The organism is Pseudocitrobacter corydidari, assembly GCF_021172065.1.
Taxonomy (GTDB): domain Bacteria; phylum Pseudomonadota; class Gammaproteobacteria; order Enterobacterales; family Enterobacteriaceae; genus Pseudocitrobacter; species Pseudocitrobacter corydidari.
Window position 1 is genome coordinate 3,275,085 of the sequence record NZ_CP087880.1, and the last position, 13,382, is coordinate 3,288,466.

Sequence of the window (13,382 nt, forward strand, 5' to 3'; positions counted from 1 at the left end):
TTCAGGACAGCACTATGAATATTCTTCCCCACTGGTGGCAGAACGGCGTTATTTACCAGATTTATCCAAAGAGTTTTCAGGACACGACCGGCAGCGGCACCGGTGATTTGCGCGGCGTAACCTATCGCCTCGACTATCTGAAGACGCTGGGTGTAGACGCCATCTGGCTGACCCCTTTTTATGTCTCGCCGCAGGTTGATAACGGCTACGACGTAGCGAATTACACCGCCATCGACCCGGCCTACGGTACGCTGGACGATTTCGATGAACTGGTGGCCGAGGCCAAAGCACGCGGTATTCGTATCGTGCTGGATATGGTGCTCAACCACTCCTCCACGCAGCACGCCTGGTTCCGCGAATCGCTGAATAAAGAGAGCCCGTACCGCGAATTTTATATCTGGCGTGACGGCGAACCGGGCACCCCGCCCAATAACTGGCGCTCGAAATTTGGCGGCAACGCCTGGCAGTGGCACGCCGAGAGCGAACAATATTACCTGCACCTGTTTGCGCCAGAGCAGGCGGACCTCAACTGGGAAAACCCGGCGGTGCGCGCCGAACTAAAAAAAGTGTGCGAGTTCTGGGCCGATCGTGGTGTCGATGGCCTGCGTCTTGATGTAGTGAACCTGATTTCAAAAGATCAGGCATTCCCTTCCGACCCGGACGGTGACGGACGTCGCTTCTATACCGATGGCCCGCGCGCTCACGAGTTCTTACAGGAGATGAGCCGCGATGTCTTTACCCCACGCGAGCTGATGACCGTCGGCGAAATGTCGTCAACCTCGCTGGAAAATTGCCAGCAGTACGCCGCGCTGGATGGTCGCGAACTGTCGATGACCTTTAACTTCCACCACCTGAAGGTGGACTACCCCGGCGGCGAGAAGTGGACGCTGGCAAAGCCGGACTACGTCGCCCTGAAAGCGCTGTTCAGCCACTGGCAGCAGGGCATGCACAACCGCGCGTGGAATGCGCTGTTCTGGTGTAACCACGATCAGCCGCGCATTGTTTCGCGCTTTGGCGATGAAGGCGAGTATCGCCTGCCCGCCGCCAAAATGCTGGCCATGGTGCTGCACGGCATGCAGGGCACGCCTTATGTTTATCAGGGCGAAGAGATTGGCATGACCAACCCGCATTTCACGCAGATAACCGACTACCGCGACGTCGAGAGCCACAATATGTTCGCCGAGCGGTTAGCGCAGGGCCAGGACGCGCAAACCTTGCTGGCGATCCTCGCCAGTAAATCACGCGATAACAGCCGCACGCCGATGCAATGGAATGGCGAAGCGCACGGTGGATTCACCACCGGCACGCCGTGGATCGCTCTGTGCGACAACTATGAGGCGATCAACGTCGATACAGCGTTGAACGATCCGAATTCGGTGTTCTACACCTATCAGCAGTTAATTGCGCTACGTAAAACCACGCCGATTCTGACGTGGGGCGATTATCAGGATCTTCTGCCCGATCACCCGTCCCTGTGGTGCTATCGCCGCCAGTGGCAGGGGCAAACGCTGCTGGTTGTCGCTAACCTCAGCGCGGAACTTCAGCACTGGCAGCCAGACGTCCCTCACGGTGACTGGGCGGCCTTAATCAGTAACTATGACGAAGTGGCAAGCGCCCCGTCAGAAATGACGCTACGGCCTTTTGAAGCGGTCTGGTGGATACAAAATTAACTCGCCTGTCCGGCGGCACAACGCCGCCGGATTTCAACTAATCCTGCTGTTTTTGTTGAAATTTTAAGCACCAGGAAATGCTTAGATATTTACATTACGTCTAGCGCCCGCCATCTGTACGCTTCGATTTTTACTTTGTCCTACATCAATAAAATCGCAAACTTGTTTGATGCAAATCACTATATATAGACCTTAGAATGCTCGCCGACCCAACATATTGGGTTTATCGTCTACAATATCACCATACCCTTCCGATGAAGAAAGGGGGTGATATGTGGATAAATTTGGCTGGAGAAGCGCTAACACGCGGGCAGGCTTTGTAAATCTCGCCCCCGCCCCGACTTCAGTTCTGTGGATAACCTGTTTTTATAATGGAGTGATCATGACACCGCATGTGATGAAACGCGATGGCTGTAAAGTGCCGTTCAAATCAGAGCGCATCCAGGAAGCTATCCTGCGTGCCGCTAAAGCAGCGGGAGTCGATGACGCAGACTATTGCGCCACCGTCGCGGCAATCGTAAGCGAGCTGATGAAAGGCCGCAGCCAGGTTGATATCAACGAGATCCAGACCGCGGTTGAAAACCAGCTGATGTCTGGCCCGTACAAGCAGTTGGCGCGCGCCTATATCGAATATCGCCATGACCGCGACAGCCAGCGTGAAAAGCGTGGCCGCCTGAACCAAGAGATTCGCGGCCTGGTTGAGCAGACCAACTCGGCGCTGCTCAATGAAAACGCCAACAAAGACAGTAAAGTGATCCCAACCCAGCGTGACCTGCTGGCCGGTATCGTCGCGAAACACTACGCCCGTCAGCACCTGCTGCCGCATGACGTGGTGATGGCGCACGAACGTGGTGTTATCCACTATCACGACCTTGATTACTCCCCGTTCTTCCCGATGTTCAACTGCATGTTGATCGACCTGAAAGGGATGCTGACGCAGGGCTTTAAAATGGGTAACGCGGAAATCGAGCCGCCGAAATCCATCTCTACCGCAACGGCCGTTACCGCGCAGATCATCGCGCAGGTTGCCAGCCACATTTATGGCGGCACCACCATCAACCGTATTGATGAAGTCCTGGCCCCGTTCGTGACCGCCAGCTTCAATAAACATCGCCAGACCGCTGAAGAGTGGCAGATTCCGGACGCCGAAGGCTACGCCCATTCCCGTACGGAAAAAGAGTGCTACGACGCCTTCCAGTCGCTGGAATATGAAGTCAACACGCTGCATACCGCCAACGGCCAAACGCCGTTCGTCACCTTCGGCTTTGGCCTCGGCACCAGCTGGGAATCGCGCCTGATTCAGCAGTCCATTCTGCGTAATCGTATTGCGGGCCTCGGCAAAAACCGTAAAACCGCCGTGTTCCCGAAACTGGTGTTCGCTATCCGCGACGGCCTGAACCACAAACCGGGCGATGCTAACTACGACATCAAACAGCTGGCGCTGGAATGCGCGAGCAAGCGCATGTATCCGGACATCCTGAACTACGACCAGGTCGTGAAAGTGACTGGTTCGTTCAAAACCCCGATGGGCTGCCGCAGCTTCCTCGGCGTGTGGGAAAACGAAAACGGCGAGCAGATCCACGATGGCCGCAACAACCTCGGCGTCATCAGCCTGAACCTGCCGCGCATCGCGCTGGAAGCCAAAGGCAATGAAGACGCGTTCTGGAAACTGCTGGACGAACGTCTGGTGTTGGCGCGTAAAGCGCTGATGACGCGCATCGCGCGTCTGGAAGGCGTGAAAGCGCGCGTGGCCCCGATCCTGTATATGGAAGGCGCGTGTGGCGTGCGTTTGCAGGCTGACGATGACGTTTCTGAAATCTTCAAAAACGGTCGTGCGTCTATCTCGCTGGGCTATATCGGTATTCACGAAACCATCAACGCGCTGTTTGGTAATCAGCACGTATACGACAGCGAAGCCCTGCGCGCGAAAGGTGTGGCGATCGTTGAGCGTCTGCGCCAGGCCGTTGACCAGTGGAAAGAGGAAACCGGCTACGGCTTCAGCCTCTACAGCACACCAAGTGAAAACCTGTGTGATCGTTTCTGCCGCCTCGACACCGCTGAATTCGGCGTGGTAGCTGGCGTCACCGATAAAGGCTACTACACCAACAGCTTCCACTTAGACGTTGAGAAAAAAGTTAACCCTTACGACAAAATCGACTTTGAAGCCCCGTACCCGCCGCTGGCGAACGGCGGTTTCATTTGCTACGGCGAGTACCCGAACATTCAGCACAACCTGAAAGCGCTGGAAGATGTCTGGGATTACAGCTACCAGCACGTGCCGTACTACGGCACCAACACGCCGATCGATGAATGCTATGAGTGCGGCTTCACCGGTGAGTTCGAGTGTACCAGCAAAGGCTTCACCTGCCCGAAATGTGGTAACCATGACGCCTCCCGCGTGTCGGTCACCCGCCGCGTGTGCGGTTACTTAGGCAGCCCGGATGCGCGTCCGTTTAACGCCGGTAAGCAGGAAGAAGTGAAACGCCGCGTGAAACATCTCGGCAACGGGCAGATAGGTTAATCCTCTGCGGTTTTATGCCCGGTGGCGCTACGCTTACCGGGCCTACACTCTCTGTAGGCCGGATAAGGCGCAGCCGCCATCCGGCATGGCAAACAACCATGAATTACCATCAGTACTACCCCGTCGATATCGTCAATGGCCCCGGCACACGCTGCACGCTGTTTGTGGCAGGTTGCGTTCACGAATGCCCCGGCTGCTATAACAAAAGCACCTGGCGCGTGAATTCAGGCATGCCATTCACCACCGAAATGGCCGACCGCATCATCGCCGATCTCAACGACACGCGCGTGAAACGTCAGGGCATTTCACTCTCCGGCGGCGACCCGCTGCATCCGCAAAACGTGCCCGAGATCCTCAAGCTGGTCAAACGCATCCATGCGGAATGCCAGGGGAAGGATATCTGGGTGTGGACCGGCTACAAACTGGACGAGCTAAACGCCGCGCAAATGGAGGTGGTCAACCTCATCAACGTGCTGGTTGACGGTAAGTTTGTGCAGGATTTAAAAGACCCGGCACTTATCTGGCGCGGCAGCAGCAATCAGGTGGTGCACCACCTGCGCTAGTCTTCAAGCCGTTTGTCAGCATCCTGATAAACGGCAGATTTCTCCCGCTTGCCAATCGCTATCACCAGTACCGTGACCTGGGCCTCTTGCACCTGGTAAACCAGCCTGAACCCGGAAGCCTTTAGTTTGATTTTGTAGCAATCGGGAAACGTTCGTAACCTGTCAGCTTCATTGCGCGGATGAAGCAAAACTACCTTCAGTTTCTTTTTAAATTGCTCCCGGACAGTAGCACCTAACTTTTGCCACTCTTTTAACGCCCTCGGGTCAAAGGCCAGTTCATAGATCATCCAACCTGACCTTAACGGCCTCTTGCGGAGCGGCCAATCTTTCCCTGACAGAATGCAGCAGCGCTTCTTCACTGTCGCTGATGGTGACGTTTTTTACCGGCATCCGCCCATTATCCGCCAAATACTGAAACAGTAATCGCACAGCTTCCGTGGGAGTGATGTTGAGTTTTTCCAGCACGGCGTATGCCTCTTTTTTGAGTTGATCGTCAAGTCTGACGTTGATGGTCGCCATTGTGCCTCCAGAAAAAGAAAAAGTGTAATGCATTATAGCATTACACTCGCATTACATTCGATTCTGGAAAATGCCTCTCAAAACCGGCTCACACACTCCATTGCCACGGTTTTAAACTCCGCAAAATCCCGGCAGGTGCACAACCGTGCCATTGCGCGTTCGCGCAGGAAGGTGACAAAAATATCGTAGATCGCCATCGCCTCTTCATATTCACGTTTGCTGATCGCGAGCAGGAAGATGACGTGCGCGGTTTCCTCGCCCCACGCAATTCCCTGCGGTGCCAGCACCGTGTAGACCACCGTTTTTTGTGCCAGCAATCCCAGGGCGTGAGGCAGCGCGATGCCGTCGCCAAGCATGGTGCTGACGATGGCTTCACGCTCCACAACTGAAGAGTGGAACTCGGCGTCAACAAAGCCTTCTTCATGAAGCTGAGCGCAAAGTTCGCTAAATAAGGTCTGTTGGTCGATATCGCCGTCGATAATGCGAAAATGCGCGGCATCGAAATATTTGTTCAGCATCCATGGACGCGTGCGGTCCACCAGCACCAGTTTGCCGATTTGTTCAAGCTGGAACTCGGTCGGGAACGGGGCGATGGTCACCACCGGTTTATCTTTTTCGTTGATGCGGGCGGTCGAGATAACAAAGTCTTCGCTGATGCTCTCCCGCTGTTCGTAATCGCGCAGCGAGAGCACATCGGTCACTTCAATCTGTGGATATTTACGCTGCAACACCGCTTCAATCATGCGCACCATCGCCGTGCTGGTGTCGCACACCAGCAGGACACGCGGCTGGCGCTGATAGCCGATGTTGTAGTGCCGCTCCAGCCCGACGCCGATGTGCAGCACCAGGAAACCAACTTCGTTTTCACTGATGGTGTACGGTGTGTATTTTCCCCAGCTCGACACCGCCGCCAGGGTCATGTCCCACGCCATCGGGTAGTGCTGTTTGATGTTATCCAGCAGCGGGTTGGGGATCATGATTTGATAACGCACGCGGGTGATCATGGTTTTGATGTGGGTGAGCAAGTCCGCGTGCAGCTGGTCGTCGTTTTGCAGATTGTAGTTATAGTGGCTGTTGATGTAGCTGAGAATGTAGTTCACCAGCGCTTCGGCATCGTCGGCGCTGATGGCGCTTGGCGAAACCTGCTGCGTCTGACGCGCGGAGATATGCACGCACAACCAGGCTTTCTCCGAGTCGGCCAGCGGTTTGCCCGCCAGCTTCTGTATGGCCGCCGCGATATCGCGCGCCGCTTCGCGCACATTCTGCGATACCTCTTCTTCCGCCGCGAACTCTGCCAGCGGGAAACCTTCGCTAATGCGGCGTACCGCCACCGCGCAGTAAAGACGAATGAAGCGTTCACCTTCGTCGGTCAGGCGAATCGCGTGGCGGGTGAGCGTTTCCTGCAACGTCGCGGTAAGCGATGTGATTGCCCCCGCATTGAGCGCTTCCGCCATCAGTTGGACATTAAACCCTTCCTGCTGCGGCAGTTCCCAAAGGATATCCGTCAGGCAGGCGCGAATAGAGACTTCACTGCCAAACAGCTTCATGCCGTGGCGCGGGCGCGTCTCCAGCGTCAACTGGTAACGCTGAAAACGTTCGCGCACGGCGATCATGTCATTTTGCAGCGTGGCGCGGCTGACAAACCACTCATCCGCCAGGTCTTCCAGCTTGAGTGAAAACGCGGATGTCAGAAAGCGCACCGCCAGTGAATGCTCGCGCTCGCTTGCCGTACGCGGAATTCGTAGCGTGCTCGGCGCGCTCTCTTCCAGTTTTTGATAGCGATTCGGGTCGCTGATATTGAGCTGATAGCCGCTGCCGCGCGTAAGCGTAAACTGCGCCCCGTAGCTCGCCAGCAAGGCATTAAGCGCCGTGATATCGGCGCGAACGGTACGGGTGGAAACGGACAACCGTGCAGCCAGCTCATCCTGCGGCAAAACTTCGTTTTGCAGTAAATTGAACAGTTGGGCTAAACGTTGGTTGGGGAATCGCACGTCAGTTTCCTTATTACGCCTCAGGGGTTAAACGAAATCACCATCTGTGATGGGCTGCCGACCGATGTGTATTCGGGGACAAACGTCAGCGTGCCATCGTCAGGCGCGACGCGAAAACGGGTGATGTTATCGCTGCGCTGATTCATCACGTACAGCCAGCGGCCCGCGCTATCCAGCGTCAGGCTGCGCGGGTAGTCGCCTCGCGTCCATATATTATCATTTTGAATCAATGAACCGTCATTCATAACCGTGAAGTGAGCAATACTGTTGTGCAGACGGTTGGCAACATAGAGCTGTTTTCCGTCCGCGCTGATTGCCAGCCCGGCGGCGAAGCTGGTTCCCTGATACGCTTTCGGCAGCGACGATACCGTTTTCCCTTCCTGGAGTTGCCCGGTTGCGGCATCCAGACGGTAATGCGTCAGCGTGGAAGACTCTTCGTTGATCAACCAAAGCCCATCGCCTTTTGCTGTAAACACAAAATGACGCGGCCCCGCGCCCGGCGACGACGCATTGATAAATGGCGGCGTGTTGGGGATCAACTTGCCGTTCTTTTCATCCAGCCGATACTGGTAGATCCGATCAAGGCCCAGGTCGGTAGAAAAAACGTATTTCCCGCTGGGATCGGCGGCGATCATGTGGGCATGTGGGCCGTTATGATCGCTGGCGGCAAAGCTGCCTTTGACCGCAGCCGCCGGTTTTACGGCGCCCGGCTCGCCCGCATCCTGATGAAAATCGCTGGCCTCCGCCAGACTGCCATCAGCTTTCACCGGCAACATCGCCACGGAGCCGCTGACGTAATTCGCCACCAGCAGATGCTTTCCGCCAGGCGTCAACGAGAGATACACCGGGCCTGCGCCGCCGGATGAAACCTGATTCAGCTCATGGAGTGCGCCCTTCTCATCCACCCGCAGCGCCTGCACCACACCCTTCTCTTCTTCGCTTGCGACATACAGGGTTTTGCCATCGGCAGAGACGATAAGCTGCGCGGCATTGGGCAACGTGCTGACCAGCGTTTTGTCGCTTAACGCCCCGGTTTGGCTGTCGAGGGTAAAGCGGTACACACCTTCGCCGTTGGGGTTGTAGGTGCCCACCCACGCGTATTGCGTCTGCGCGATGGCGGTGGTGGCAAGCAGAGAAAGTGAAGCAACAAGCAGGTGGCGGGATGGGTACATGGTGGCTCCTTACGAGATAGGTTGTCGGATGGCGCTAACGCTTATCCGACCTACGAATCAACGCGTAGGCCCGATAAGCGAAGCGCCATCGGGCGCTTACTTCACTAACGCCTTCGTCATCTCCAGCAGCGCGCGCACGTCGTCCGGGCGAGTGTTGCCGCTGGCTTTATCAATAATAGAACTGTAGATGTGTGGGATGATTTTGCTTACGCCCGCATCGAGGGCAATTTTCAGGATCTCGCTGAAGTTCTCCAGATCGATCCCACCCGTTGGCTCCAGCCAGAAGTCGTGACGTGCGCAGGCTTCCGCTACCGCTTTGTATTCCTCACGACACTTCAGGCCGCCCATCGGGAAGTATTTGATTGAGCTGCCGCCCATATCTTTCAGCAGGGCAATCGCCGTTTCGACCGGCACGATGCCGTCCGGCGCGGTGCTGCTCAGCGGCCCGGTGGAGATTTTCACCATGCCCGGCGTGCCGGTTGGTGAGACCAGACCGTTCACCACGGTGTCGTTCTGCCCCAGCAGCGCGCGGCTGGTAGCCACACCGGTAAAGACCTGGTTGACGTGCTGCGGCTGCACTTCAGCGGAAATCGCGCTGACCATTGCCGACTGATTCGGGTCGCCCGCGCCCAGACCTACGGAGAGCGCATTATCAATCCGCGCCGCGTAGTCACGCATATCCGCCACCGCGCTGGCCACGTCCGGGTAATTTTTGGAGAGCACGCCCACCAGCACATGACCTTCCGCCGCTTCATAAATCTCGCTGGCGTTCTCTTTGCTGCCAGCCAGTACATTCAGGCAGACGCGGTCACGGTAAAAGTTTGGGGTCAGTTTCATGCGTTAATCTCCTGTTTGATCACTTCAGCAATACGGCGGGCAACAATGTCCAGCTGCGCCTGGTCGACGCTGCGCACGTCGGCTTCGATAATGCCTTCGTTGGCTTTGTAGCCACGGAAGTAGATGGCGTATTGGCCCTGCTTGAGCGCATCGACCAGCTCGCCCGTGCCAATGCCGGTGACGGCTTCATCGAATTTAATTTCGGTACGCGCGATGTCGCGCCCGGCGCTATCCCAGACCACGCGAGCAGACACACCGTTGAGCGTATTCAGTGCGTCGATAAACGGCGTCATCTTCGCCACCATCTCCGCGCCGCTCTCTTTCGTTGCGCTAAGGTAATGTTCAATGGCGCAGGTCAGGCCAAGAATGCCCTCTTTGCCGACTTTCATCGCGCGGCCAATGCCCGCCGACTGGCGTTTTACCCACTCAACGTACTGGGTTTTGCCGATCACCAGCCCGCTGGTCGGCCCTTCAATGGCTTTCGCGCCGCTGTAAATCACCAGGTCTGCGCCCGAGCGGTAGTAGCACTGCAAGTCTTCTTCCGCTGCGGCATCGACAATCAGCGGCAGATTGTGTTTGCGTGCGACAACAACCGCCTGCTCGACGCTGAGCATGCTTTTCTGCACGCAGTGGTGCGATTTGATATACAGGATAGCCGCCGTGCGCGGGGTAATTGCCGCCGCCAGCTGTGCTGCGGAACATTCGTTGGCGTAGCCTGCTTCTACCAGTTTGCCGCCGCCGAGCGCCACCATGGTGCCCACCGGTGCGCCGAAGTTAACGTTGTGGCCTTTCGGCAGGACGATTTCGTTGTTTTCAACTGGCGTGACGTGCAGGTTTTCCAGCAGCCAGTCGCTGTCTTTCACCAGCACCGCCGCCACGGACTGCGCGATGCCTGCCGATGCGCAGGAGACGACCGTCGCCCCTTCTACATCCAGCAAATTAGCGATGTACGCGCCGGTTTTATTAACCAGGTCTTTCATCTCAAAGTACTGGTTCATGCCGTCCATCGCCGCCTGAACCACTTCCGGGCGTGGGGTTGAAACACCCAGCGCGGTCATGCGGCCAGAGGTGTTAATCACTTGCTTTAAATTGTATTTCTCAAAAATCGAAGGCATTTTCTGCACTCCCTTGTTCGGTCATATAGCCTTTGCCTGCGCGAACGGCAGCCAGCGGCACCAGAATTTTGTCGGCCTGAAGCGAAACGTTTTCCGCATCGGTCAGGCTCATCGGTTGATCTTTCACGGTGAAAATCGTCAGATCCGCATCCATCCCCGGCGCCAGGCGACCTTTATGGGTCAGACGTAAGCCTTCTGCGGCATGCGAGGTGACGCAGGCAATGACCTGCGGCAGCGACAGACCGATGGCGAGGAATTTGGACATCACCAGCGCCAGCGAACGTACCGGGCCGTCGATGCGGTTGCGGCAGTAGATATCGGAACTGATGGTGTGCGGCAGAATGCCCATCGCGATGGCGCGTTTCGCCACCTCAAAGCTGAAGCTGGCGGTACCGTGGCCGACATCCAGACGTACGCCACGCTTCAGCGCGCGCGTAATCGAGGCGCGCAGTTCACCTTCCGGCGTCAGGATGCGGTTCGGTTTGCCGTTATAGCAGTGAGTAATGATGTCGCCGGAACTCAGCAGGTCGGCAATCTCATCCAGATTCGGCGGGTTATTGCCGATATGCACCATCAGCGGCAGGTCGCCGTTGGCTTGCTGCATCGCTTTCGCATGTTCCAGCGGAGTGATGCCGTTTTCGCCTACCACACTGCTGCTCATCCGCGCCTTCAGGCCGACGATAAAATCGGGGTGGCGTTTTACCGCTTCTTTCACCGCATCGGCGTCGATATTGGCCATATTGGCCAGCTCGTTCTGGGCAATCAGCCCGACGCGGGAGATATTCAGCAGCGCATAAACGTCGGTCGCCGCCTGGCGGGTGAGCTCATAGAATTCATCCACGTCATCCGCCCCGGTGCTACCGGCATCGATAACGGTGGTTACGCCGGTGGCGATGCCAACGCTATCGGGTTCGTCATGATAAATCGGTGATTTCGGGTAGCAGTGAACGTGGGAGTCAATCCAGCCCGCGCTGACGTAGTAGTTGCCGTGCAGGTCGATCGTTTTCTTGGCGGGTGACGTCAGGTCGCCCAACGCGTGGATTAAGCCATCCTGAATGGCGATATCGGTCAGGGTATCGTCGACGAGGCGCGCACCGCGCAGGAGTAAATCAAACATCTCGTTCTCCTGAAAGAGCGGGCGTTTTCACGCCCACCAGGGTCATTGCCGGATGACGGCGTTACCGCCTTATCCGGCCTACCGTTCGTAGGCCTGATAAGCGAAGCGCCATCAGGCAGTTAGCTAATCGCGATTGGGAACAGCGCACCAAACAGCATCGCCCCCAGAATCGCACCGCCGGTAATCGGCTTCTGCCAGAGGTAGAAAAGCAGCGCGCCAAGCAGGGAACCGATACCGATTGGAATAGAAGCGGTCATCGCGCTGAGAATAATCAACGGGCCGAGGAAGCGGCCAGAGGCGTTACCTGCCCCCATCATCACGTCGGCCCCGTAGGTCGAGTCGCTCTGATTGATGGTGAACTTACGCGCCAGAATAATGACGTAACCAATCGCCAGGCCAATCACCAGGCCGGTAATCAGTGAAGCGATAAAGTTGGTCACCGGGAACATGATGCCCGCGCCCAGCAGCAGTGCCGGAACGCCGAGGCCGACGCCGGTTTGAATCGCGCCGCCGATATCCAGAATCCCCACCAGCGAACCTTCGATGATGCGGGCAAACAGGAAGCTTGCGCCAAACGCCGCTACCGCGCCGTAAGCGCCGGTATCAATTCCGGCACGCAGCATCGAGACAAACGCTACTTCGTTAAATGCGCCGATGCCGTAGAGGTAGTACATGTGCGTCCCGGCGAACACGCCGGAAGAGAGCAGGCCAACAAAGATCGGGAACGACCAGTCGGCATACCAAAAACCTTTATTCTGTTCCATTTCGAGGCTCCCGTTATTTGCCGCTGAGCGAGCTGTGGATCAGATCGAGCCAGTTCGGCACGGTCAGGTGGAAGGATTCGATCATCTTCATGTCGAAGCCGCGGAAGAAGGCGCTCAGGACAAACAGCACCACGATGGCGCTCATCATCACTTTGGTGATACGGTTCCAGCCGCTCTCTTCAACGCCTTTACCAATCAGGATACCCAGCACCAGACCCGGTACGGCGTTCCCCATGATCATCTGCGCCGCGCCGCCAAAGACGGTGGCCCAGAAGCCCGATTTCTTGCCCGCGTCAATCGCCGCCAGCCAGAAGATAACCGGCATCACCGTGTTCACCAGCAGGTTCGCTGCCGGAACCAGTACCTTAACGGCGGTCACCTGAAGTGATTCCGGTACTGAGGAGGCGGTTAAGTTGAGGAAGGTGACGACCAGCATGCCGATCACGCCGCAGGCAATCGCCATTTTCTTCGGATCGTGCAGCGTCTCGCCGACGTTACGGTTTTTGATCATCAGCGCCGCCGCGCCCCAGTTCGGGATGATGCGGTGGTCAACGTCCTGGGTAAATGAACCTGCTGCAACGGAAGAAGCCCAGGCGTTAAAGAAGAAGCCAAGGCCAAAGGAGAAGTGGGACGCCGGGTCGCCTTCACAGGAGTTCAACTCCCCCAACGTACGAAACGCGCCCATACCTTGCGTGGTAGGCGCATGGAACATGCGTGCAGCACCGGCCCCTACACCGACGCCGACCAGGCCGCCGATAATGAGCGATTTTATTAATATAATTAAGAACATCAGTCTGCCCTTCTGTGTGATTTAGCTCTGCGTGACGAAATCCACGTTGTCGAGATTGATGGCGGTCACGTTGACGGTCACATCCAGCTCCACGCTGTAGGTGCGTCGTTCCCGGCGCAAAAAGAAGAATAAGAAGGCTTCTTTGCGCACCGCTTCATACGCATGAACAACCTGCACATCCTGTGGTTCAATACGCAGTAAGATGTGCGGTGTATCTTTCATCACCGCGGCCTGGACATGGTTTAGCGCGTCGGCAAAGGCGCGCGCTTTGGCGTCGCCTTTCCCTTTGACTCTCACCGTTTTGGTGAATTGTTGTTTCATAC

The 13,382-nt window shown here is 56.7% G+C and carries 13 protein-coding genes; 3 read left to right on the top strand and 10 right to left on the bottom strand.

Going from position 1 to position 13,382, the window contains the following annotated elements; all coding sequences use genetic code 11:
- Nucleotides 1-14 precede the first annotated feature (14 nt).
- The 3 genes from treC to nrdG all read left to right on the top strand — a co-directional run bounded on the left by treC (nt 15) and on the right by nrdG (nt 4,754).
- Nucleotides 15-1,670 (top strand): alpha,alpha-phosphotrehalase, encoded by a 1,656-nt coding sequence (gene treC, locus G163CM_RS15260; protein ID WP_231825533.1) that lies wholly within the window; start codon nt 15-17, stop codon nt 1,668-1,670.
- Between the two features lie 382 nt (nt 1,671-2,052).
- Entirely contained in the window at nt 2,053-4,191 is a 2,139-nt protein-coding gene (gene nrdD / locus G163CM_RS15265) for an anaerobic ribonucleoside-triphosphate reductase (protein ID WP_231825534.1), read from the top strand.
- 98 nt (nt 4,192-4,289) lie between these two features.
- Nucleotides 4,290-4,754: an anaerobic ribonucleoside-triphosphate reductase-activating protein gene (gene nrdG, locus G163CM_RS15270; RefSeq protein ID WP_231825535.1), complete on the top strand. Its 465-nt coding sequence runs from the start codon at nt 4,290-4,292 to the stop codon at nt 4,752-4,754.
- On the opposite strand, the gene G163CM_RS15275 is transcribed toward nrdG, so the two are convergent.
- From G163CM_RS15275 to G163CM_RS15320, 10 genes are all read right to left on the bottom strand, one after another.
- Nucleotides 4,751-5,041, bottom strand: coding sequence for a type II toxin-antitoxin system RelE family toxin (locus G163CM_RS15275; RefSeq protein ID WP_231825536.1), 291 nt, complete (start codon nt 5,039-5,041; stop codon nt 4,751-4,753). The genes nrdG and G163CM_RS15275 overlap by 4 nt on opposite strands.
- A complete protein-coding gene (locus G163CM_RS15280; protein ID WP_231825537.1) occupies nt 5,031-5,273 on the bottom strand; it encodes a type II toxin-antitoxin system RelB/DinJ family antitoxin in 243 nt (80 codons plus the stop codon). The genes G163CM_RS15275 and G163CM_RS15280 overlap by 11 nt, the downstream gene beginning before the upstream one ends.
- Nucleotides 5,274-5,350: 77 nt before the next feature.
- The gene (locus G163CM_RS15285) at nt 5,351-7,264 is read right to left on the bottom strand and encodes a BglG family transcription antiterminator (protein WP_231825538.1); all 1,914 of its coding nucleotides are present in this window, start codon (nt 7,262-7,264) and stop codon (nt 5,351-5,353) included.
- A gap of 20 nt (nt 7,265-7,284) precedes the next feature.
- Nucleotides 7,285-8,436 (bottom strand): lactonase family protein, encoded by a 1,152-nt coding sequence (locus G163CM_RS15290; protein ID WP_231825539.1) that lies wholly within the window; start codon nt 8,434-8,436, stop codon nt 7,285-7,287.
- Nucleotides 8,437-8,532: 96 nt separating this feature from the next.
- Entirely contained in the window at nt 8,533-9,273 is a 741-nt protein-coding gene (gene dagF / locus G163CM_RS15295) for a 2-dehydro-3-deoxy-phosphogluconate aldolase (RefSeq protein ID WP_015966145.1), read from the bottom strand.
- Complete coding sequence (locus G163CM_RS15300) at nt 9,270-10,388, bottom strand: DgaE family pyridoxal phosphate-dependent ammonia lyase (RefSeq protein ID WP_231825540.1); 1,119 nt, start codon at nt 10,386-10,388, stop codon at nt 9,270-9,272. The genes dagF and G163CM_RS15300 overlap by 4 nt, the downstream gene beginning before the upstream one ends.
- Nucleotides 10,372-11,505, bottom strand: a complete 1,134-nt coding sequence (locus G163CM_RS15305; RefSeq protein WP_231825541.1) for an amidohydrolase/deacetylase family metallohydrolase — start codon at nt 11,503-11,505, stop codon at nt 10,372-10,374. Before G163CM_RS15305 ends, G163CM_RS15300 begins: the two co-directional genes overlap by 17 nt.
- 119 nt (nt 11,506-11,624) lie before the next feature.
- Nucleotides 11,625-12,269 carry a DUF4310 family protein gene (locus tag G163CM_RS15310; RefSeq protein ID WP_015966148.1) on the bottom strand — a complete coding sequence of 215 codons (645 nt, stop codon included), beginning with the start codon at nt 12,267-12,269 and terminating at the stop codon, nt 11,625-11,627.
- Between the two features lie 13 nt (nt 12,270-12,282).
- On the bottom strand, nt 12,283-13,059 hold the full coding sequence (locus G163CM_RS15315; protein ID WP_015966149.1) for a DUF4311 domain-containing protein: 777 nt from the start codon (nt 13,057-13,059) through the stop codon (nt 12,283-12,285).
- A 21-nt stretch (nt 13,060-13,080) separates the two neighbouring features.
- Nucleotides 13,081-13,380 carry a DUF4312 family protein gene (locus G163CM_RS15320; RefSeq protein ID WP_015966150.1) on the bottom strand — a complete coding sequence of 100 codons (300 nt, stop codon included), beginning with the start codon at nt 13,378-13,380 and terminating at the stop codon, nt 13,081-13,083.
- Nucleotides 13,381-13,382 lie beyond the last annotated feature (2 nt).